This window comes from Salinivibrio sp. EAGSL (assembly GCF_013366455.1).
Lineage (GTDB): Bacteria > Pseudomonadota > Gammaproteobacteria > Enterobacterales > Vibrionaceae > Salinivibrio > Salinivibrio costicola.
Genome location: NZ_JABWMG010000012.1, coordinates 62,102 through 85,268 on the forward strand (window position 1 = coordinate 62,102; position 23,167 = coordinate 85,268).

At 50.2% G+C, this 23,167-nt stretch carries 17 protein-coding genes, 2 tRNA genes and 1 pseudogene; 3 read left to right on the forward strand and 17 right to left on the reverse strand.

The annotated features are described in order from the left end of the window. Together HLG76_RS09145 and HLG76_RS09150 are read right to left on the reverse strand one after the other, a co-directional pair. Positions 1–862 (reverse strand): annotated as a pseudogene (locus HLG76_RS09145) (hypothetical protein); the annotation flags it as partial. Positions 863–1,104: 242 nt separating this feature from the next. Continuing rightward, positions 1,105–2,001 carry a LysR family transcriptional regulator gene (locus tag HLG76_RS09150; protein ID WP_175993517.1) on the reverse strand — a complete coding sequence of 299 codons (897 nt, stop codon included), beginning with the start codon at positions 1,999–2,001 and terminating at the stop codon, positions 1,105–1,107. Positions 2,002–2,103: 102 nt separating this feature from the next. Between HLG76_RS09150 and metE the strand changes: the two genes are divergently transcribed. Next, on the forward strand, positions 2,104–4,374 hold the full coding sequence (gene metE / locus HLG76_RS09155; protein WP_175993518.1) for a 5-methyltetrahydropteroyltriglutamate--homocysteine S-methyltransferase: 2,271 nt from the start codon (positions 2,104–2,106) through the stop codon (positions 4,372–4,374). Positions 4,375–4,494: 120 nt separating this feature from the next. Here the strand turns inward: metE and rpsO are convergent, their stop codons facing one another. From rpsO to rlmE, 13 genes are all read right to left on the reverse strand, one after another. After that, the gene (gene rpsO / locus HLG76_RS09160; protein WP_025673889.1) at positions 4,495–4,764 is read right to left on the reverse strand and encodes a 30S ribosomal protein S15; all 270 of its coding nucleotides are present in this window, start codon (positions 4,762–4,764) and stop codon (positions 4,495–4,497) included. A gap of 155 nt (positions 4,765–4,919) precedes the next feature. Further along, positions 4,920–5,876, reverse strand: a complete 957-nt coding sequence (truB, locus tag HLG76_RS09165) for a tRNA pseudouridine(55) synthase TruB (protein ID WP_175993519.1) — start codon at positions 5,874–5,876, stop codon at positions 4,920–4,922. Positions 5,877–5,879: 3 nt separating this feature from the next. After that, positions 5,880–6,272, reverse strand: coding sequence for a 30S ribosome-binding factor RbfA (rbfA, locus tag HLG76_RS09170; protein ID WP_077461713.1), 393 nt, complete (start codon positions 6,270–6,272; stop codon positions 5,880–5,882). 87 nt (positions 6,273–6,359) lie between these two features. Continuing rightward, complete coding sequence (gene infB, locus HLG76_RS09175; protein ID WP_077661330.1) at positions 6,360–9,077, reverse strand: translation initiation factor IF-2; 2,718 nt, start codon at positions 9,075–9,077, stop codon at positions 6,360–6,362. 21 nt (positions 9,078–9,098) lie between these two features. Beyond that, positions 9,099–10,586, reverse strand: coding sequence for a transcription termination factor NusA (gene nusA / locus HLG76_RS09180; RefSeq protein WP_077461715.1), 1,488 nt, complete (start codon positions 10,584–10,586; stop codon positions 9,099–9,101). 21 nt (positions 10,587–10,607) lie between these two features. Beyond that, the gene (rimP, locus tag HLG76_RS09185) at positions 10,608–11,063 is read right to left on the reverse strand and encodes a ribosome maturation factor RimP (protein WP_021023286.1); all 456 of its coding nucleotides are present in this window, start codon (positions 11,061–11,063) and stop codon (positions 10,608–10,610) included. Positions 11,064–11,399: 336 nt separating this feature from the next. Further along, positions 11,400–11,476, reverse strand: a tRNA-Met gene (locus HLG76_RS09190). 64 nt (positions 11,477–11,540) lie between these two features. Further along, positions 11,541–11,627 (reverse strand) — tRNA-Leu (locus HLG76_RS09195). A 7-nt stretch (positions 11,628–11,634) separates the two neighbouring features. Then, positions 11,635–11,973 (reverse strand): preprotein translocase subunit SecG, encoded by a 339-nt coding sequence (gene secG, locus HLG76_RS09200; protein ID WP_021023287.1) that lies wholly within the window; start codon positions 11,971–11,973, stop codon positions 11,635–11,637. 176 nt (positions 11,974–12,149) lie between these two features. Further along, entirely contained in the window at positions 12,150–13,487 is a 1,338-nt protein-coding gene (gene glmM, locus HLG76_RS09205; RefSeq protein WP_077461716.1) for a phosphoglucosamine mutase, read from the reverse strand. A gap of 5 nt (positions 13,488–13,492) precedes the next feature. Continuing rightward, the gene (folP, locus tag HLG76_RS09210) at positions 13,493–14,338 is read right to left on the reverse strand and encodes a dihydropteroate synthase (protein WP_077461717.1); all 846 of its coding nucleotides are present in this window, start codon (positions 14,336–14,338) and stop codon (positions 13,493–13,495) included. 62 nt (positions 14,339–14,400) lie between these two features. Further along, on the reverse strand, positions 14,401–16,350 hold the full coding sequence (gene ftsH / locus HLG76_RS09215; protein WP_077661332.1) for an ATP-dependent zinc metalloprotease FtsH: 1,950 nt from the start codon (positions 16,348–16,350) through the stop codon (positions 14,401–14,403). Between the two features lie 51 nt (positions 16,351–16,401). Next, positions 16,402–17,031, reverse strand: coding sequence for a 23S rRNA (uridine(2552)-2'-O)-methyltransferase RlmE (gene rlmE, locus HLG76_RS09220; RefSeq protein ID WP_077461719.1), 630 nt, complete (start codon positions 17,029–17,031; stop codon positions 16,402–16,404). Between the two features lie 207 nt (positions 17,032–17,238). Here rlmE and yhbY point away from each other — a divergent pair, with 207 nt between their 5' ends. Next, positions 17,239–17,535, forward strand: a complete 297-nt coding sequence (gene yhbY, locus HLG76_RS09225; RefSeq protein WP_021023292.1) for a ribosome assembly RNA-binding protein YhbY — start codon at positions 17,239–17,241, stop codon at positions 17,533–17,535. 115 nt (positions 17,536–17,650) lie between these two features. On the opposite strand, the gene greA is transcribed toward yhbY, so the two are convergent. Next, positions 17,651–18,124: a transcription elongation factor GreA gene (gene greA / locus HLG76_RS09230; RefSeq protein ID WP_021023293.1), complete on the reverse strand. Its 474-nt coding sequence runs from the start codon at positions 18,122–18,124 to the stop codon at positions 17,651–17,653. Positions 18,125–18,391: 267 nt separating this feature from the next. On the opposite strand from greA, the gene dacB reads away from it, so the two are divergent. Beyond that, complete coding sequence (dacB, locus tag HLG76_RS09235) at positions 18,392–19,870, forward strand: D-alanyl-D-alanine carboxypeptidase/D-alanyl-D-alanine-endopeptidase (RefSeq protein ID WP_175993520.1); 1,479 nt, start codon at positions 18,392–18,394, stop codon at positions 19,868–19,870. 65 nt (positions 19,871–19,935) lie between these two features. Here the strand turns inward: dacB and carB are convergent, their stop codons facing one another. Next, positions 19,936–23,163, reverse strand: coding sequence for a carbamoyl-phosphate synthase large subunit (gene carB / locus HLG76_RS09240; RefSeq protein ID WP_175993521.1), 3,228 nt, complete (start codon positions 23,161–23,163; stop codon positions 19,936–19,938). Positions 23,164–23,167 lie beyond the last annotated feature (4 nt).

The following is a 23,167-nucleotide window of genomic DNA, read 5'->3' on the forward strand; positions in this document are numbered from 1 at the left end:
GCGCGTTGATCACGTCATCGCTGGTGATGTTGTTCACGCTGACCGTGCCGGCATCGGCGCTAGTATCAACCTCAGCTTGATCACTCCCCGGCGCGGAGGTGTTGCCGGAGGTGTCGGTAATGGTGGCTTCTACGGTTAATGTTTCTCCGTCTGCAGGAGTGTCTGGCAGTGTGATGGTGACGGTGCCGTCTATGATATTTTGCGCGGTAATCGTCGAGGTTTGACCATTTATGGTTAATACATCACCCGGATTAGCACCGGTATCGGACAGATCGATCAATACCTGGATCCCATCACCAAGCTCTTGCCCACTAATAATGCCATCGTTGTTAGCATCATTAACAATGGTCACGCTAGGGATTCCGGGAGCGGTGGTGTCAATCGCCAGCCCCGCTTCTCCTTCTGCATCGCTACCAATCGCCCCATCGTTGGTTGCAAGCGAATCAGTATCAAATCCTGAGCTTGCAATGGTCTCGCTTCCATCACGCTCAACATTGACATAACTCCATGAGCCACTGCCAGCTGCAGCGTCACCACCAGCGGCGGTCGCTTGGTCATCTTCAATGGTGATCTCGCCTTCACCATCAAGGATTTGTTGCTGAATCTCGGCTATTTCATCTTGAACATCTTGCGGCAATCCATCGAGCACGGCGCCGGGCTGCTCTCCCTGAGCCTCAACGGCGAGTAACGTTCCGTCGCTGAGTACAATAACAGCCTCACTGTTATCTGGCAGAACCAGCTCGGTTCCAGACGGAAAGGACGTGCCTTCGGTCACTGTCATTGGCGTGCCATTGACAAGCAGTACACCATTTCCCTGGATACTTTCGACGTTTACATTGCGAGAGAGCGAGATTGATTTCATAGCCGGGACTCTTTATCCATAAAAATGTGAGATGCATTCAAAGTCTATCACTTGCATTATCTAAGGAATTAGACTTCTTCGAAAGTAATTTTACGCCGAAATGTGCACTTTGTACGGCTCAAAATTGAGACAATACGTAAGTATAGGTGGGAGTTTGAAACGGCGCGAAACTATGCTCTCAAACCATGCCCTTAAAGTATGCGCTTAAATATCACTATTAACGGGATTGAGTGTTTTATCTCTTAGTCATATCGCTGCATGACGGTTGAACTGGCTTTTTCGATGAAGTTCTGGATGTAATCATCTCTTTGTCCCTCGCGTACACCCAAATGGATCGATTTATGAATGCCTGTTTTGCCCATGCGAAGAATATGTAGGTTTAAACGCTGTTGATATTCCAAAGCCAGCCATTTGGGGAGTGCCGCGATCCCGCGCTCAGCGGCAACCATTTGCAGCATGATATCGGTTGTTTCTATGGTTTTGTGTTTGCGCGGTGCACAGTGCGCCGGCGCCAAAAACTGGGTAAAGACATCTAGACGCGATTGATCAACAGGGTAGGTAATCAGCACTTCCTGTGTTACTTGCTGAGGATCAACATGGTCAAACGCCGCGAGTGCACTTCGTCCGCTCGCCACCAGCACCTGTTCGTAATCAAACACGGATACGTATTCTATGCCTGGTTTAAGTAAGGGATCGGGCGTGACGAGCACATCAATCTCATGGCCAAACAATGCGCCCAAACCACCGAATTGGAACTTTTGTTTGACGTCAACATCCACATCCGGCCATTGATGTAAGAAAGGCTCAACCACCTTAAGCAACCACTGATAACAAGGGTGACACTCCATGCCGATGCGCAATGTACCGCGCTGGCCTTGAGCAAATTGTTTAAGCTGCTGTTCAGCGTGCTCGAACTGAGGAAGCATACGCTCAGATAGCGTAAGCAAGTACTCACCCGCTCGCGTGAAATGAAGCTGCCGTCCGGATTTTTGCCACAAGCTAATCCCGAGCTGGCTTTCTAGCTTTTTCATCGCATGGCTAATCGCGGACTGGGTGAGATAAAGCGTCTCTGCGGCTGCGGTAAGCGACCCTTGCTCTTTGATCGCTCGCAAAATATGAAGGTGGTGACGTTCTAACATGTCTATTCCATGACTAAAATTCATTGATTGATGAAATAATGCCATTTTAGTTCATAACGAGAAAGCCCTATGCTGAATTCAATCAAAAAGGAGGACGTATAGATGGCTAAAACTCATAATCTCGGCTTTCCACGTATCGGCGCCCAGCGCGAACTTAAATTTGCACTCGAGCGTTACTGGCGTGGCGAATCATCCCAACAAGACTTAACCGATCTTGCGAAAGATCTGCGCCGCAGTCACTGGCAACAACAAAGTGAACTCGACATCGCTCCCGTTGGCGACTTTTCATTTTATGACCATGTACTCGACACCAGCTTTTTAGTCGGCAATGTCCCTGACCGTGTGGCTGACCATCAAGATAACACCCTGGATAACTACTTCCGCGTCGCTCGTGGCCGCTCGGCAAACGATAGTGCTTGCCAGTGCGTGCATGCCGGTGAGATGACCAAATGGTTCGATACCAATTATCACTACATCGTGCCAGAGTTTACCGCGCAAACAACGTTTAGTCTTCATGCTGAAAATCTATTGACACAAATAGAAGAAGCCAAAATAACCGGTATAAACACCAAGCCAGTTTTAGTCGGCCCCGTGACTTACCTTTGGCTGGGCAAAGAAAAAGATGCATCGAACAAACTGGATCTGCTCGATAAGCTCTTGCCCGTGTATCAAACACTGCTGAGCAAACTGGCAGAAAAAGGCATTGAGTGGGTCCAAATCGACGAACCGATCTTAGTCACGGAGCTCGCGCCTGAATGGCAGACGGCACTAAAAACCGCGTATCGTGCATTAAGCCAAACCAGGGTCAAGTTATTGCTGGCGAGCTACTTCGGCGAGCAAGCTGAAAATCGTCCATTGGCGCAATCGTTGCCCGTTGACGGCTGGCACCTAGATGCTATTCGTGGCCGAGGGGATGTGGATGCATACCGTGAAACGCTTAGCGATCAGCACGTCCTGTCTCTGGGTATAATCAACGGTCGTAATATTTGGAAAACTAACCTTGATGCCACGTTAGAATGGCTCGAACCGATTCATCAATCTCTGGGGGATCGCCTCTGGCTCGCGCCTTCTTGCTCTTTGCTTCATGTGCCAGTCGATTTGGCGAGCGAACAAAAGCTCGATCCTGAAGTAAAAAACTGGCTCGCCTTTGCCCATCAAAAGCTAGAGGAGCTGGATGTACTCGCGCGCGCCCTTAATCACGGCCGTCAAACCGTTCAGCCCGCGCTGGACAATAACCGTGAGGCAATCGAAAGCCGTCAGCAATCACCACGTGTACACAACCCTAAGGTGCAAGCCGCATTAGCAGCGATTACACCACAATTAGGGACACGGCAGCGTCCGTTTGCAGAGCGCATTCGCTTGCAACACGAGCAGCTCAACCTGCCACGCTTCCCGACCACCACCATAGGCTCATTTCCACAAACCAGTGCCATTCGCCAAACGCGCTTGCAATACAAGAAGGGCGACATTGATGCCGCCACTTATCAAGACATTATGCGCAAAGAGATCGCCCATGCGGTGGAAAAGCAAGAAGCGTTAGGGCTCGATGTGTTAGTGCATGGCGAGGCTGAGCGTAATGATATGGTGGAGTACTTTGGCGAACAGCTAGATGGGTATGTGTTCAGTCAGTTTGGCTGGGTGCAATCGTATGGCTCTCGCTGCGTGAAGCCGCCGATTTTGTTTGGTGATATTGAACGTCCGAAAGCGATGACAGTGGAATGGACCCAGTACGCGCAATCTCTGACTGATAAGCCGCTGAAAGGCATGCTTACCGGACCGGTCACCATACTTAATTGGTCATTTGTGCGTGATGATCAGCCACGATCACAGACCTGTGACCAGCTGGCGCTGGCGATCCGCCAAGAAGTGCAGGATCTTGAGAAAGCTGGCACTCAAATCATTCAAATAGATGAAGCGGCGCTGCGTGAAGGTTTACCTTTGCGTCGCAGTGAGTGGCAAAATTACCTCGATTGGGCAATCAACGCGTTTAAAATTGCCGCCAACGGTGTGAGTGACGAGACGCAAATCCATACCCATATGTGTTATTCCGAGTTTAACGATATCATCGCATCCATCGCGGATATGGACGCCGACGTGATCACCATAGAAACCTCTCGCTCGGATATGGAACTGTTGGACGCATTTGATCACTTTGACTATCCCAATGACATTGGCCCTGGCGTGTATGACATTCACTCCCCCAATACGCCAAGCCAAGCGCAAATTGTTGGGTTAATGGAAAAAGCCGCCGCCCGTATTCCTGCAGAAAGATTGTGGGTGAACCCAGATTGCGGCCTAAAAACCCGCCAATGGGATGAGGTTATCCCGGCATTAGAAAACATGGTTGCAGCGGCGAAAGCGCTTCGTCAGTGACGCTGCATCAGTAGCGCGAAGATCAAAACATCGTCAAACAAAAAACGCGCCACGGATTGCTCCGGTGGCGCGTTTTTTATATAAAGAAAAGGGAGCCTGAGCTCCCTTTTCTCCAGAATCTTAGCGACGGATGCCTAGACGCTTGATAACGTCCAAGTAACGGTCAACACTGTTCTTTTTCAGGTAGTCCAGCAGCTTACGACGACGTGAAACCATGCGTAGCAGGCCACGGCGGCTGTGGTGGTCACCTTTGTGCTCAGCGAAGTGCGATTGCAGATCGTTGATTGATGCGGTCAAAAGGGCGATTTGAACTTCCGGTGAACCCGTGTCGTTCTCGGTTTTGCCAAAATCAGCAACGATTTGTGCTTTTGCTTCTGCAGTCAGAGACATAATGCTCTCCTAATAAGAGTGTGTGATTATCATGCACCAGCCAATCTCTGATTCAGCCGGTGCCCGAAGGCGCGTATTCTACTGACTTTCGTCTAAGGTAGCAATCTATCCACGCCGCTTTTTCCGTTAAACACGCGCAAATGGCAGCGTGTTTTTTAGCCTGCTTCCGGCTGGCGACTGGCCACTAAACGACGTGGCGCCACCAAGCCATCGGCGTCAATTTCACCAACACCAATAAAGTGACGTTCCTCGCCCGCGGTTAAGCGAACAAAGCCACTGGTAGGTGCATTCGGCACCTGTACCGCTTGGCCTTGTAAGGCATAGCTGGCCATTACCGGCAACAAGTTGATTTCTCGCAAGTCTTGTACCGCGGTATCAAGTGGGAGTAACAAAGGATCCAGCAACTGCTTAGGTTGGATATCTTGTTCTCTGGCTTCATTCAACAAGCTTTCGAGCTGCTCTAATGTCACCATCTGGCGCGTCGGATAGCCAGAAACACCCGTGCGACGCAGTGCGGTGACGTGGGCACCACAGCCTAGCATTTCCCCAAGATCATCGACGATGGTTCGAATGTAAGTGCCTTTAGAACAATGGACTTCCATCTCAATCTCATCACCTTCAAAGCGCAACAATTCAATTTGATGAACATGAATCGTACGCGCTTCACGCGGTACTTCAATGCCTTGACGCGCATATTCATACAAAGGCTTACCTTGATATTTGAGCGCGGAGAACATCGATGGGATCTGCTGGGTTTCACCGCGGAACTTAGCAATACAGCGCTCCAGCAATCCTAAATTGACTTTTACATCGCGGGTTTCTACCACTTCACCATCGGCGTCTGAGGTATTGGTGCGCTGACCCAATTTTGCCACCACCCGATAACGTTTGTCGGCATCCAGCAAAAACTGAGAGAACTTGGTCGCTTCACCTAGGCAAATTGGCAACATGCCCGTTGCAAGCGGATCCAAGGCTCCAGTGTGTCCTGCTTTCTCGGCAAAAAAGATACGTTTTACTTTCTGCAGAGCATCATTAGAGGTTATGCCCGTGGGTTTATCGAGTAGGATAATCCCATCAACGGGGCGACCTCGACGACGTTGACGACGCGCCATCTTTTATTCCTCACCTTTGTCATCATCATCACGGCGCTCATTATCACTGCGCACCGCTTTGCTCACCAGGTTCGAGATACGAATACCTTCAGTCAGCGACTCATCAAATACAAAAGTCAGTTCCGGCGTGATACGTAAACGAATTGCCTTACCGACCAATGAGCGAATGTATCCGCTCGCTTCATTGAGTGCCTTTAGGCTCTCGGTTGGTGCTTGTTCGTCAACGGTTAAAAAGGTGACGAAGACTTTGGCGTAAGCAAGGTCACGCGAGATTTGGACGTCAGAGACGGTCACCATACCGATACGTGGATCTTTCACTTCACGCTGCAAGATCAGTGCAATTTCTTTTTGCAACTGATGGGCGACGCGGTCCGTCCGGCTAAAATCTTTACCCATTTTCTTTTCTCTCAACAAAATGGGGGTAAGCGCATGCGCCTCCCCCCACGGTGTATCCAAACGACCTGGCTGTTTTTAAACGCTTAATTAGTCAATTGAGCGCTGAATTTCAACCGTTTCAAAGACTTCGATTTGGTCACCAACGCGAACATCATTGTAGTTCTTCACGCCAATACCACACTCGTAGCCTTTCTTCACTTCGTTCACATCATCTTTAAAGCGACGCAGTGATTCCAACTCCCCTTCGTAGATAACCACGTTATCACGCAGAACACGAATTGGGTTGTTACGCTTAATCAAGCCTTCAGACACCTGACACCCGGCAATTGCGCCTAGTTTTGGTGACTTAAAGACATCGCGAACTTCTGCCAAACCAATGATTTCTTGTTTGAACTCAGGCGCAAGCATACCGCTCATCGCTTGTTTCACTTCATCAATCATGGTGTAGATAACAGAATAGTAGCGAAGATCTAAGCTTTCATTCTCGATAGTCTTACGTGCGGTCGCATCGGCACGCACGTTAAAGCCACAAATGATCGCGTTCGATGCCGCTGCCAGTACCGCGTCGGTTTCAGTAATACCGCCCACGCCGGAACCAACAATCTTCACTTTGACTTCGTCAGTTGACAGTTTAACCAGTGAATCGGCAATTGCCTCAATCGAACCTTGTACATCGGCTTTCAGAACGATGTTGAGCTCAGAGACTTCACCTTCTTCCATGTTCGAGAACATGTTTTCCAGTTTGGCTTTTTGCTGACGCGCCAGTTTCACATCACGGAATTTACCTTGACGATAAAGTGCCACTTCACGGGCTTTCTTCTCGTCACGTACAACCGTAGCTTCATCACCGGCGGCAGGGACACCTGACAGACCTAAGATCTCAACCGGAATGGATGGACCAGCATGTTCGATGTCTTGGCCGTTCTCATCACGCATCGCACGAACACGACCGTATTCAAGGCCACAAAGTACAATATCGCCTTTATTCAAGGTACCTTCTTGAACCAAGACAGTCGCAACAGGACCACGGCCTTTATCCAGACGAGATTCAACCACAACGCCACGCGCCATGCCTTTCTCAACCGCTTTCAGCTCAAGGACTTCTGATTGCAACAAGATGGACTCGAGCAAGGTATCAATGTTTTCACCCTGTTTCGCAGAGACGTGAACAAAGATGTTCTCACCGCCCCACTCTTCTGGGATAACATCATACTGCGCGAGCTCATTCTTGACGCTGTCAGGGTTAGCACCTTCTTTGTCCATCTTGTTGACGGCAACAATCAAAGGTACACCCGCGGCTTTGGCGTGTTGAATCGCTTCTTTGGTTTGTGGCATCACACCATCATCGGCCGCAACCACCAACACAACGATATCCGTCGCACCCGCACCACGTGCACGCATCGCGGTAAACGCTGCGTGTCCTGGCGTATCCAGGAAGGTGATCATACCGTTATCAGTTTGTACATGGTACGCACCGATATGCTGAGTAATACCGCCAGCTTCACCCGTTGCAACGTGTGCTTTACGGATGTAGTCGAGCAAGGATGTCTTACCGTGGTCAACGTGACCCATGATAGTAACAACCGGTGCACGCGGTGCCATAGGTGCATCGTTATCACGATCAGAGAGTACGGCCTCTTCCAGCTCATTCTCTCTGCGCAGGATAACTTTGTGACCCATTTCTTCCGCGACAAGCTGTGCGGTTTCTTGGTCAATCACCTGGTTAATGGTCGCCATTGCACCCATTTTCATCATGGTTTTAATGACTTCTGCACCTTTCACCGCCATTTTATTCGCGAGCTCAGCAACCGTAATGGTTTCACCGATCTCGACTTCGCGGTTTACTTTCTGGGCAGGTTTTTTAAAGCCATGCTGCATCGAAGACGGCTTAGCCATACGGCCTTTGCCTTTACCACCTTTGCCACGACGGCCTCGGGGGTTTTTGTCTTCTGTTGCAGTGGCTTTTTTCTTTTTCTTACGACGCGGCGCGGCCGTTTCTTCGCGGCGATCCGCTTCGTCTTCCGCTTCGCGGGCATATTCGGAGGTAACCGTATGGTGGTCAGCCGCCTCCATGGTACTTAGCGCTTTGTCTTGATCTGACCAGCGCTCTTGATTTGCTTCTGCCATTTTGCGTGCCTCTTCTAACTGCCGCTGACTTTCTTCTTCAGCTTTACGCTTGGCTTCCTCTTCCTGGCGACGCTTAAGTTCATCAGCTTCTTTCTTCGCTTGCGCATCAGCAGCACGAGTGGCAGCAGTATCCGCTGCGTCGTCTTCAGGCTGCTCAGATTTTGGTTGCGCTTGCGGCTTGGCTTCACGCTTAGCTTTTTCTTCAGCTTCGCGTTTGGCTTTCTCTTGTGCTTCACGCTTGGCTTTTTCTTCGGCCTCACGTTTCGCTTTCTCTTCTGCTTCGCGTTTTGCTTGCTCTTCAGCTTCTAGACGCGCTTTTTCTTCGGCTTCGCGTTGGGCTTGCTCTTCCGCTTCTTGCGCTGACTTTTGGTCTTCAAGCTCGCTACGCTTCACATAAGTGCGCTTTTTACGCACTTCAACTTGGACATCTTTGTTTTTTCCGCCAGCCCCTGACACGCTCAGTGTGCTACGTTTCTTGCGCTGAAGCGTCAGACGCGTCGGAGCATTGCCGTTGTCACCATGCTCACGCTTTAAATGCGTCAACAAAGCTTGTTTTTCATCTTGGCTTACCTGATCGTCCGCCGATTTTTGCATACCAGCTTCTTTAAACTGCTTCAGCAGACGATCAACCGGCGTATCAATTTCCTTCGCCAGTGTATGTACTGTAACCTCTGACATTCTGCTCCTCCTTTGCCGTCTTTACGCTTCGTCGCTGAACCAGCAGATATTACGCGCTGCCATAATAAGCTCGCCTGCACTGGTTTCGTCCAATCCATCAATATCTAACAGATCGTCAGTGCCTTGATCAGCAAGATCTTCCAGCGTCTTCACGCCTTTCGCGGCCAGTTTAAAGGCCATCTCACGAGAAAGGCTGTCTAATGCCAGCAGATCTTCGGCAGGTTCAGCGTCTCCCAGCGATTCTTCTTGTGCGAGCGCGATGGTGGTCAACGCTTCTTTCGCACGTGCGCGCAAAATGTCGACAGTATCTTCGTCTAAGCCGTCAATTTCGAGCATTTCGCTGGTTGGCACATAGGCCACTTCTTCAAGGGTGGTGAAACCTTCTTCCACCAAGGTTTGTGCAAAGTCTTCGTCAATATCGAGATATTTAACAAACAGCTCTAACGAAGCTTGTGCTTCTTCTTGGTGTTTTTTCTGGAGGTCTTCAACCGTCATCACGTTCAGTTCCCAACCGGTCAGTTGAGAGGCCAAACGCACGTTTTGTCCGTTACGCCCAATCGCTTGCGCCAGGTTATCAGCCTCGACGGCAATATCCATGGAGTGGGTATCTTCATCGACGATGATAGAGGCGACGTCTGCAGGCGCCATGGCATTGATCACGAATTGGGCAGGATTATCGTCCCAAAGTACGATGTCAATACGCTCGCCACCCAGTTCAGTTGATACCGCTTGTACACGTGCACCACGCATCCCCACACACGCACCGACGGGATCGATACGTTTGTCGTTGGTTTTCACAGCAATTTTAGCGCGTGAAGCAGGATCGCGGGCAGCGCCCATCAGCTCAATCATCTCTTCGCCAATTTCTGGCACTTCGATGCGGAATAGCTCACTGAGCATTTCTGGCTTGGAGCGCGTCATGAACAATTGGAAGCCTCGCGCTTCAGGACGCACAGCATACAACAGACCACGTACTCGGTCGCCAGGACGGAAGTTTTCACGAGGGAGTTGATCATCACGTTGGATAACCGCTTCCGCGTTGTTTCCTAAGTCGACAATGATAACATCGCGATTGACTTTTTTGACCACACCGGTGACAAGCTCACCTTCGTTGTCCATGAACTGCTCAACCACTTGTGCACGCTCAGCTTCACGCACTTTTTGTACGATCACTTGCTTAGCGGTTTGGGTGGTAATGCGGTCGAAGACAACCGATTCAATTTGATCTTCTACAAACCCGCCTAGTTCGAGGGTTTCATCATCATATTGGGCCGCTTCCAACGTGATTTCACGCGTTGGCTGGGTGACTTCATCGACGACAAGCCAACGACGGAAGGTGTCGAATTCACCGGATTTGCGATCAATGGCGACACGCACATCGATTTCGGCCTCGTACTTCTTTTTGGTTGCCGTTGCCAGCGCGGTTTCCAGTGCTTCGAAAATACGCTCTCGTGGAACGGCTTTTTCGTTTGAGACCGCTTCGACAACAGCCAAGATTTCTTTATTCATCTACTAATGCCTCATTTACTCTTAAAATGAAGGAACCAGGTTTGCTTTGGCGATGTTACTCAAGGCAAACGCCTCATCTTGGCCGTCCACGCGAACCGTGATGGTATCGCCATCGACAGAAAGGATTTCGCCTTTCCACTTACGGCGGTTTTGCATAGCCATTTTCAGCACGATGTTCACTTCATGCCCGATGAATTGCTGATAGTGATCAGCGGTGAACAGTGGACGATCAACACCTGGAGATGACACCTCTAGGTTGTACGCCACTGTGATTGGGTCTTCCACATCCATTACCGCGCTCACTTGACGGCTCACATCGGCACAATCGTCCACCGTGATACCATTTTCATGGTCAATAAAGATACGCAGTGTTGAATGCTGGCCAGCTCGAACAAATTCAAGCCCAACCAACTCATAATCCAACGCCTCAACAGGCGCGGTTAAAAGTTCAGCCAGTTGTTTCTCTAATCCTGTCATTCCAAACCCCAGAAATAAAAAAAGGGCTTAAAAGCCCAGTTACTATCCGAATGGTCTTCTTCAGATAACAAAAAACCCCGAAAATCGGGGTTTAATGTAACTGGACCCTGATGCTATGCCATCAACATAAGTCGTTAGCATAGCCGTTATTGCTGGTGTCGGAATCATCGCAACAATAACGAGAGAGTAACTCTCTACACAAAGGCTTATTGGTCCGCTTCGTGCTGCCCCGAGGGCAAAAAGGCTAGCACGTGGCTAGCCCGGTCAGCGTGGCTTTGACAACAAACGCTGACGCGTTATTCAGTTTAGCCGTTATTTAAACAACAAACTTAAAATTGGTTGCGGGAGACGGATTTGAACCGCCGACCTTCGGGTTATGAGCCCGACGAGCTACCAAACTGCTCCATCCCGCGTCCGATTCGCGATAATTATATCGCTTTTTACAACAAAGGTGCAAGTGATTGCCCTTTGTGAACTTGGTGCCGAGAGCGGGACTTGAACCCGCACGCCTATAAAGGCACTACCCCCTCAAGATAGCGTGTCTACCAATTCCACCACCTCGGCTCAATTCTTACTGAGGAATCTCACTGTTATCAACAGGGATTTCATCCTCTTTTGGCGCAGCTTGCTGTTGTGTAGCAGGCTCGCTTAAATCTTCAAAACCGCTTTTTGCTTTAGGGTCATGCGCTGTCAAGTTGCCGAGCACAAGACTCAGTGCGAAAAACGCGATTGCAAAACCGGTTGTCATTCGGGTTAAAAAGTTTCCAGAGCCGCCAGAGCCAAACACGGTGTTTGATGCCCCAGCCCCGAATGAGGCTCCCATATCTGCGCCTTTACCTTGCTGAACCAGAACCAGGCCAATTACACCGATTGCGGCCAACAGATAAATCACAAGTAGAATTTCGTACATGGTTCCACCTATGCTCCAGGTTGTTGAGCCGGCAGTGTTACTTCTCAGCCAGCGCAGCCCCCTTTGTTGGGAGCGGGTGAATACTAGCGAAAGCGCGGTGATGAAACAAGAGAAATTTACAAAAAACCTTGATTTCGACGTCGTTTGCGCAATCTATGACCACCCGCCCTTTATTATTAACAGTTCGCCTTCACCGCCTCTGCGATTTCAAGTGCGTAGGCGTTCACGTTATCGGCATCCGGTCCTTCGACCATCACCCGAATCAAAGGCTCAGTGCCTGATTTGCGCAGCAACACGCGCCCCTGCTCACCCAGTTTATTTTCCACTGCGGCTTTGGCAGCCAGTACGGGCTCACTTTGTAGTGGGTCGACACTGCCACTAAAGCGCACGTTTTCTAGTACTTGTGGCAATAACGTCATGCCATCGCTTAACGCTTTTAAATCCATTCCCGTGGCGGCAACACTGGCCAGTACCTGCAATGCCGCCACAATGCCGTCTCCGGTGGTGACTTTATCCAAGACAATCACATGGCCTGAATTTTCCGCACCAATTCGCCAGCCTTTTTCTTGGAGTAGCTCCATCACATAGCGATCGCCGACTTTGGCACGTGCGAATGGGATCCCGAGCGATTGTAATGCCAACTCCATGCCCATGTTGGTCATCAAAGTGCCAACCACGCCGCCTTTCAGCTCACCACGGCGTAAACTTTCGCGCGCGATGATGTAGGCAATTTGGTCGCCATCGATTTTATTGCCAAGATGATCAACCATGATCACACGATCACCGTCACCATCAAAGGCTACCCCAAGGTCTGCTTTTTCTTCCAACACGCGTTGCTGCAGCGCGCGTACATCGGTAGCCCCCACTTCATCATTGATATTGGTCCCGTTTGGCGCACAGCCAATGGTCAGCACGTCTGCCCCTAATTCACGAAAAACAGAGGGGGCAATGTGATACGTCGCACCATGGGCGCAATCAAGGACAATTTTTAAGCCACTCAGGCTTAACGCACTGGGGAAGGTGCCTTTACAGAATTCGATGTAACGTCCGGCCGCATCGTTGATGCGGCTTGCTTTGCCCAATTCGGCAGATTCGACACAAGTGAGTGTTTTTTCGAGTTCCGCTTCGATCGCAAGCTCAACATCATCGGGAAGTTTGGTGCCCTCTGAGGAGAAGAATTTAATGCCGTTGTCGTAATGCGGGTTATGTGAGGCAGAAATAACGATCCCTGCTTCAGCGCGAAACGTTTGAGTCAGATACGCAATCGCCGGCGTTGGCATAGGGCCAGTGAAGGCAGCTTCTAAGCCTGCTGCGGATAAGCCTGATTCGAGTGCAGACTCAAGCATGTAGCCCGATATTCGAGTATCTTTACCAATCAGCACTTTGCGGGTGCCTTGTTGCGACAAGACGCGCCCGGCGGCCCAACCTAGTTTGAGCATAAACTCTGGGGTGATCGGAAATTCACCCACCTTACCGCGCACACCATCTGTGCCAAAGTATTTACGTTCTGCCATTGTTTTTATTCTCCTGGTGCTTCATTTTCTTGCATCGTCAACGCCACGACCTTGAGCGCATCGGCCGTCTCTTTAACATCGTGAACACGGATAATCTGTGCGCCTTTCACTGCCGCTAACGTGGCACAAGCGATGCTGCCACCTAGCACGTCGTGAGGTGTTTTATCTAGCGCTTTGTAAATCATAGATTTGCGCGACATCCCCGCCAAGATCGGCAAACCAAAGTGATGGAAATGATCTAATTGTGCGAGCAACTGATAGTTGTGTGCCAAGGTTTTACCAAATCCATAGCCCGGATCCAAAATGATATTTTGCCTGATAACGCCAGCATCCAGGCAAGCATCTATTCGCTGGTTTAGAAATTGTATTACGTCTTGGATAACATCCGTGTAGTCGGGTGCCGCTTGCATGGTTCTAGGCTGGCCCTGCATGTGCATGATGCACACAGGTACCTGGAGATCGGCAGCGGCAGTCAATGCGCCAGGCTCTCTGAGCGCGCGAACATCATTAATCAGGTTCGCGCCAGCTTCGACAGCGGCGCGCATGACCGCAGCTTTGCTGGTATCAATCGAGATCCAACAATCCGATCGCTCGCGGATAGCTTTTATCACTGGCACAACACGATTAATTTCGTCTTGCTCTGCCACATCAGCGGCACCAGGACGGGTCGACTCGCCCCCAATATCGATAATCGTCGCGCCATCAGCCAGCATCTGTCGTGCCCGCTCAACAGCTTTGCTTTGTTGTTGAAACAATCCGCCATCAGAGAAAGAGTCCGGCGTGACATTGAGGATCCCCATAACGACGGGGCTATCAAGAGACAGGGTTTTATTCTGGTGTGTTATTTCCATGCGTTTACTTCCAAGCACGATCAAAAAAACCCCGACGTATCGGGGTTTGTATTACTGTTGGTTTACGCTTCAGATTGGTTTTCTGAATCTAACGGCTTTTGTTTTTTATCATCTGATTGTTCATCAGATGCTTTCGTCGCTGATTCATCCGGTTTTTTGGGCGTGTCATCCGATGAAGACCCCCCGTCACCGCCTTCCCAACCTGCAGGCTCGCGAACATCACGACGGGCCATCAAGTCATCGATTTGTGCCGCATCGATGGTCTCGTATTTCATCAACGCATCTTTCATCGAATGCATGATATCGAGATTGTCTGCCAAGATTTGTTTTGCACGGTCGTAGTTACTGTCAATGATTTGACGGATCTCTCCATCAATCAAGCGCGCCGTTTCGTCCGAAATATGCTTGGTCTGTGCCATTGAACGGCCAAGGAAAACTTCGCCTTCCTCTTCCGCATAGAGCAATGGACCTAGTTTCTCTGAAAAGCCCCATTGCGTGACCATTTTACGAGCAATTTCTGTTGCGCGTTCAATGTCATTGGATGCCCCGGTCGAGACTTTGTCTTTTCCGTAAATCAGCTCTTCGGCTAAACGACCGCCATAAAGGCTTGAGATCATCGAGTTCAGGTGCTGACGCGACATGCTGATGCGGTCCTGCTCAGGCAGGTACATGGTTACACCCAATGCGCGTCCACGTGGGATGATCGAGACTTTGTAGACAGGATCATGTTCCGGCACTAAACGTCCAACAATGGCATGGCCTGCTTCGTGATAGGCAGTCGACTCTTTGATTTCTTCTGACATCACCATCGAACGGCGCTCTGCACCCATCATGATTTTGTCTTTAGCCAGTTCAAACTCGACCATGGAGACCACACGCTTGTTACCGCGAGCCGAGAACAATGCCGCCTCGTTGACCAAGTTAGCTAAATCGGCCCCTGAGAACCCTGGGGTACCACGTGCAATAAGCGATGCATCGACATCATTGCCGAGGGGGACTTTGCGCATGTGCACTTTTAGAATATGCTCACGGCCGCGGACATCAGGCAAGCTCACCACGACTTGGCGGTCAAAACGCCCCGGACGTAATAAAGCAGGATCCAAGACATCAGGACGGTTCGTCGCGGCGATAACAATCACCCCTTCGTTCCCTTCAAAGCCGTCCATTTCGACCAGCATTTGGTTAAGGGTTTGTTCACGCTCATCGTGACCGCCGCCTAAGCCAGCGCCACGTTGACGACCCACCGCATCGATCTCATCGATAAAGATAATACACGGCGCCGCTTTCTTGGCTTGCTCAAACATATCACGGACACGTGATGCACCGACACCCACGAACATTTCGACGAAGTCAGAGCCGGAAATGGTGAAGAAAGGCACTTTCGCTTCGCCTGCAATGGCCTTCGCCAGCAAGGTTTTACCCGTACCCGGAGGCCCTACCATCAATACACCGGTTGGAATTTTACCGCCCAGTTTTTGGAATCGGCTTGGATCACGCAGGTAATCTACCAGCTCTTTGACGTCTTCTTTTGCTTCGTCACAACCAGCGACATCGGTGAACGATGTTTTGACCTGCTCTTCGCTCATCATTTTGGCTTTTGATTTACCAAATGACATAGCGCCTTTGCCGCCCCCGCCTTGCATCTGACGCATGAAGAATATCCATACCCCGATAAGCAACAGCATAGGGAACCACGAGATGAAGATAGATGCCAACATGCTTGGCTCTTCTGGTGGTGTCCCTTTGACACTGACATTTTTGTTAAGCAAGTCATCTAACAACTTTGGATCGTTCATAACAGGCATGTAGGTGACATAATTCGAGCCGTCACGTCGGGTGACACTCAGCTCGCGATCGTCAAATTTTACTTCCTGTATTTGATCGTTGCCGATTTCGCGTACGAAAGAGGTATAGTCGACTTGACGACCGGCGTTGTCACCTGGTCCAAAACTTTGGAACACAGACATTAAGACAACGGCGATAACCAGCCACAGAATCAAGTTTTTTGCCATGTCACTCAAGGTGTTAGCCTCGCATAACTGAGATAGATAAATGTAAGGGTACTACAGTTTATAACCTGTAGCCACAATGTAGACCTCTCGCGACCGTGCGCGGGATGAGTCGGGTTTACGAATTTTGACCGCTGTAAACATTTTACGGACTTCGGCCAGATAATGATCAAAGCCTTCTCCTTGAAATACTTTTACCACGAAGCAGCCTTTGGGGCCTAACACTTCCCGGCACATATCCAACGCCAGCTCCACCAAATACATCGCACGCGGTTGGTCTGCCGCCTGGTTGCCACTCATGTTCGGCGCCATGTCAGACATCACCACGTCAACCATGTCAGGTTGTATACGATCAAGAAGGGCATCAAGAACGGTTTGTTCACGAAAATCGCCTTGGAGAAAGCTGACGCCTGGCATCGAATCCATCGGTAAGATGTCGCACGCGATCACTTGGCCTTCATCGCCGACTTGCGTCGCCGCATACTGCGACCATCCGCCAGGCGCGGCCCCTAAATCGACCACTGTCATACCGGGCTTTAAGATGCGATCTTTTTGCTGGATTTCTTCCAGTTTAAAGATAGCGCGTGAGCGATAACCTTTTTTTTGCGCTTCGTGCACATACTTATCGTCAAAGTGTTCTTTCAGCCAACGTCCTGAGCTAGCTGAATGCTTTTTGTTCGCCATGTTGTTCCTAACCAAACCCTATTATTGGCAACGCATTATCATAAAATTCAATCGATTGCGCACTGAATGTTATTATTAAAGGTAGCTCAAAAGCGGCTATCTAGATAATTCGGTTGCCATGGAGCGTCTTTATACTGTTTCAGTTTGTGATGAGATGGCGTTAGAATGGCATGTTTTCAACCCCTAGCAAATAGAAATCGAGCCAACATGAAACTCAGCACCAAACAAAAACAGTATCTCAAAGGACTGGCTCACCAGCTTAAGCCTGTAGTCTTAATGGGCGCCAATGGCTTAACCGAAGCCGTGGTCGCTGAAATTGAGCTTGCGCTTGACCACCATGAATTGATCAAAGTGAAAGTCGCATCAGAAGACCGCGAGACCAAAAACCTGATTGTCGACGCTATCATTCGTGAAACTGGCGCCGAAAAAGTGCAGGTTATCGGCAAAACACTGGTGATTTACCGTCAAAGCGAAGAGCGTAAAATCACATTACCACGCAAATAGTTTGGGTGGCCTTAGTGGTTTGCCGCACTTGCGCTGAAGCATAACAAAAAAGGCCGCGTCGCGGCCTTTTTACTGTTGAAAACTCAGCGAAAAGTTACATCTCGTAACACTTTACTTAGACGTAATCGACGCTGCCAATCTCAAATTCTTTCACACCACCCGGTGTGGTGATGCTCACTTCTTCGCCTTCTTCTTTACCAATTAAGCCTCGGGCAATCGGTGAGTTCACTGAAATAAGGTTGGCTTTAATGTCCGCCTCATCATCACCCACGATACGATAGGTCAGTTCTTCGTCGGTATTGATGTCAATCACAGTCACGGTAGCACCAAAAATCACTTTGCCATTATTCGGCATTTTGGTGACATCAATCACTTGAGCGACCGATAGTTTGTATTCAATATCGCGGATTTGCGCTTCACAAATCCCCTGCTCTTCTCGCGCAGCATGATATTCCGCGTTTTCTTTTAAATCACCCAGCTCACGCGCCTCTGCAATGGCGTTAGAGATCTCTGGGCGACGTTTGGTCAACTTGTCCAGCTCTTCTCGTAGCAGCTGCTCGCCGCGTACGGTCATTGGCACTTTATCCATAAATGACATTACCTCTTTCAATCCACAGCAAAGGGATTTTGGCAAAACAAAGCCACGCCCAAACAAAAATTTGGGCGCGGCGGAATTCAACGCTTTTTTTCGATTGTAAACAAGAATTGGCGCAAAATCATCTCTGATCCGGCAATAGCGTGACCGACCAGCCGGTGATTGTCCAGCAGGTGAGGTGTATCAGGCCTGCGTGCGGCTTGTCTTCAAGGCTGGACAGGGTAGGATAAACACGATGCAATAACACAAAGGCTCTCACTCATGATTCGCGCTCTTTTTCGCTGCCTAGCACCGATACGTTGCCTAGCGGTTATTTTCTGCCTCGCACTTAGCGTATTATTCACGACATCACTAGCTTATGCATCGAATCAGCTGACGATTGAACAGCTGACCCCTTTATTGCCCAAAGGCAGTCAGGCCGCCTTGTGGGTCAGCGATCCCCAACACACACAACCGCAGCTTAGTCAGCAAGTGGATGCATTGCTTCCCCCTGCGAGTACACAAAAGCTACTCACCGGGCTCGCCGCTCGCCTTTATTTACCGAGTACCTTCCGTTTCTCGACACGGCTGGTACAAGCTGGCGATGACATCGCGCTTATTTTTAATGGCGATCCCTTATTAACTCGCAAAGATATTCGTCAGCTACTTAGTCAACTGCCTCGTCGAGGGCTGGATAATATCAATCATCTTTACCTGGACGGCCAAGCCTTCGCCGGTCGCTCTCGCGCCCCCGGATGGCCTTGGGATATTCTCGCCGTCTGTTACAGCGCTCCCTCAACTGCAATAACACTGGATCATAATTGTGTGCAGGGGGCAATATACAGCCAGCCCGATCAAGTACAAACACGCGTTCATGTTCCTCGTCATCAGCCAATTTCAGTGACTAGCGACGCCCTTACGGTGACAGAAGAACAGCAAACAGCGCGTCACTGCGGGCTTGATTTAACCGCCACCGCGGATAATCAGTATCACTTTTCTGGCTGTCTTGCCCACCGGGACAGGCCGCTGCCATTAAATTTTGCGGTTCAAACCCCTTCCGCCTATGTGAAAGCCATTGTTGCCGATGAGCTCGCACGATTGAATGTGCACCTCAATGGTCAAATTCTGGTCGCACCGGCTCCTAGCCAACATCGTGAACTTGCCCGCCATCACTCTGTCCCGTTACCGTCACTGCTGACCACCATGCTGCGAGACTCAGACAACTTGATTGCGGATAACCTTTTGAAAGCGCTCGGGCGGCGCTATTTTCAGCAGCCGGGATCTTACCGCAATGGCGTCGCGGCAGTTAAAGCCATCTTGCAAAAGGCAGGGATCGACCTATCCCGCGCGATCTTAGTGGATGGATCCGGTTTATCCCGAAACAACCGTTTAAGCGCGCGCCAGTTGGCCAGTGTTCTTCACTATATCTCGACGCACCCTGAGCTGGGACTGATTGATATGCTCCCCACGGCAGGCATGGATGGCACACTTAAGTATCGGCAAAGTGTCCGACACGCGCCGATTAAAGGGCGATTAAAAGCCAAGAGCGGCTCGCTTTATGGCAGTTTTAACTTGGCCGGTTTACTAGAGGATGACACCGGGCAGGCGCATATTGTGGTGCAGTTAGTCAGTCATTATCACCCGGATGAAGACGCGTTACCTGACAATGTACCCGCACCGATCACCCAATTTGAACGTGAGTTTTATCACGCATTGATCCGTGGCCAGCTCGTACCTGCTTTCGCTCGCGCTCAGCCATGAACGCGCGATAAGAAAGACCCGCCAAAAAGGCGGGTCTGATGGCTGCTTATTGACGTCTCATCGGGTTAAGACTTGGTCAGTACTCGTGCGTGCAGCGATTGCACCGGATTCACTTTGGTGGTGTCGGCCGCCGTTAACGCCATGCACGTGGCGAAGGCCGCATTCAGTGTGGTGGTATAATTGACCTTGGCGGCCAGCGCACCACGACGTAAGACTTTTGAATCTTCAATCGCTTGGCGCCCCTCGGTGGTATTGACAATATAGCTATACTCACCGTTTTTGATGCGGTCAAGAATGTGCGGACGTCCTTCGTGCACTTTGTTGACAAGGCGCGGATTGATCCCCGCTTCTCCCAGAATAACGGCAGTGCCGTGGGTGGCATCAAGCTCAAAGCCAAGTTTCAGCAACTTCGCGGCCAGGTCGACCACGCGCTGCTTATCATTATTGCGAACCGACAACAAAGCTCGCCCGCTTTCGCTATAGGCTTTGCCACAGGCTAAATCCGCTTTAGCAAACGCTTCAGCAAAGGTATCGCCCACACCCATCACTTCACCGGTTGAGCGCATTTCGGGCCCAAGTAAAGGATCCACGCCTGGGAACTTATTAAACGGGAGTACCACCTCTTTCACGGAATAGTAAGGTGGAATCACTTCGTTCACGAACCCTTGCTCGGCAAGTGATTGTCCTGCCATCACTCGAGCAGCAATTTTCGCCAGCGGCACTCCTGTCGCTTTAGACACAAATGGAACCGTTCGTGCAGCCCGCGGGTTTACTTCAATCAGATAAATTTCATCATCTTTCACCGCAAACTGGGTATTCACCAAGCCGCGTACACCAAGCTCTAAGGCTAATTTACGTACTTGTTCACGCATCCGATCTTGAACGTCATCGCTCAACGTATACGCTGGTAGTGAACACGCCGAATCGCCCGAGTGCACTCCCGCTTGCTCAATGTGCTCCATAATGCCACCAATGACAACGATGTCACCGTCACACACGGCATCAATATCTACTTCGGTCGCGTCATCAAGGAAGTGATCGAGCAAGACGGGAGATTCATGCGACACACTCACGGCCTCATTAAAGTAGCGACGCAAATCCGTTTCGTCATACACGATTTCCATCGCCCGTCCCCCAAGCACATAAGATGGACGCACCACTAGCGGGTAGCCAATCTCTTTCGCTTTTTCCACCGCCTGCTCTAATGCCGTCACGGTGGCGTTGGCAGGTTGTTTCAGCCCTAGGCGCTCTACCGCATCTTGGAAACGTTCACGGTCTTCCGCGCGGTCAATTGCATCAGGACTGGTACCAATGATCGGCACCCCAGCCGCTTCTAGCGCTCGAGCCAGTTTAAGTGGGGTTTGGCCACCATACTGAACAATTACCCCTTCAGGATTTTCGACCCGAACAATCGCCAACACATCTTCCAAGGTCACCGGCTCAAAGTAGAGGCGATCGGAAGTATCATAGTCGGTAGAGACGGTTTCAGGGTTACAGTTCACCATGATGGTCTCATAGCCGTCTTCGCGCAGCGCTAACGAAGCATGGACGCAGCAATAATCAAATTCGATGCCCTGTCCGATACGGTTCGGCCCACCACCGATAACCATGATTTTCTTTTTATCGGTTGGTTGCGATTCACATTCATCATCATAGCTTGAGTACATGTACGCGGTATCAGAGGAAAACTCAGCTGCGCACGTATCAACGCGTTTGTAGACCGGATGGATGTTGAATTTATCCCGTAGTTTGCGCACTTCAATTTCAGACACCCCGAGAAGACTCGCCAAGCGCACATCGGAAAAACCTTTACGTTTTAATTGGCGTAGCGCGACCGCATTAAGACCAGCAAACCCATTATCTCGGACTTGTTGTTCATGTTTGACGATGTCTTCGATTTGCACCAAGAACCAGCGATCAATATTGGTGAGGTTGAAAACCCCATCGACCGACATGCCTGCACGGAAGGCATCCGCGACATACCAAATCCGCTCGGCGCCCGGCTCTTTCAGCTCATGGCGAATACGCGTCAATGCGGTATCGTCATCCAGGTTGACCATCTCATCAAAACCAGACGCGCCGGTTTCTAGACCGCGTAATGCTTTCTGTAACGATTCTTGTTGGTTACGGCCAATGGCCATCACCTCGCCCACGGATTTCATCTGGGTCGTCAGTCGATCATTGGCGCCAGCAAATTTTTCAAAATTAAAGCGTGGGATTTTCGTGACCACGTAATCAATGGTCGGCTCAAATGAAGCCGGTGTGGCGCCGCCGGTAATATCATTCATCAGCTCATCAAGGGTAAAGCCAACCGCTAATTTGGCCGCTACTTTGGCAATCGGGAAACCGGTTGCTTTTGATGCTAAGGCTGATGAACGCGAGACACGCGGGTTCATTTCAATGATCACCATGCGCCCATTATTAGGGTTGATCCCAAACTGAACGTTTGACCCACCGGTTTCGACACCGATTTCACGCAGCACAGCCACAGAGGCATTGCGCATCAATTGGTATTCTTTATCGGTCAATGTTTGAGCGGGTGCGACGGTGATCGAATCACCAGTGTGGACACCCATCGCATCGACGTTTTCAATCGAGCAGACAATGATGCAGTTATCGTTTTTATCCCGCACCACTTCCATTTCGTACTCTTTCCAACCAATCAAGGATTCATCAATCAACAGCTCGTTGGTTGGCGACAAATCCAGACCTCGCTCGCAAATGTCTTTAAATTCTTCTTGGTTGTAGGCAATACCGCCACCAGTGCCGCCCATGGTAAATGAAGGGCGGATAATACAAGGGAAACCCACTTCATCGAGTACCTTGTGAGCCTCATCCATACTGTGGGCAATGCCCGCACGCGGACACTCAAGGTTAATGCTGCGCATCGCTTCATCAAAACGGTGTCGGTCTTCTGCTTTATCAATGGCGTCGGCTGTTGCACCAATCATCTCTACGCCAAATTCCGCCAGTACGCCGTGACGCTCGAGATCAAGTGCACAGTTTAATCCCGTTTGACCGCCCATGGTCGGTAACACCGCATCGGGGCGCTCTTTCTCAATAATATGTTTCACTACCTGCCACTGAATCGGCTCGATATAGGTCGCATCGGCCATTTCGGGATCAGTCATGATAGTCGCTGGGTTCGAGTTCACGAGAATAACCCGGTACCCCTCTTCGCGTAGCGCTTTACACGCTTGTGCCCCTGAGTAGTCAAATTCACAGGCTTGGCCGATGACAATCGGGCCTGCGCCCAGGATTAGAATGCTTTTTATGTCTGTGCGTTTTGGCATGCTC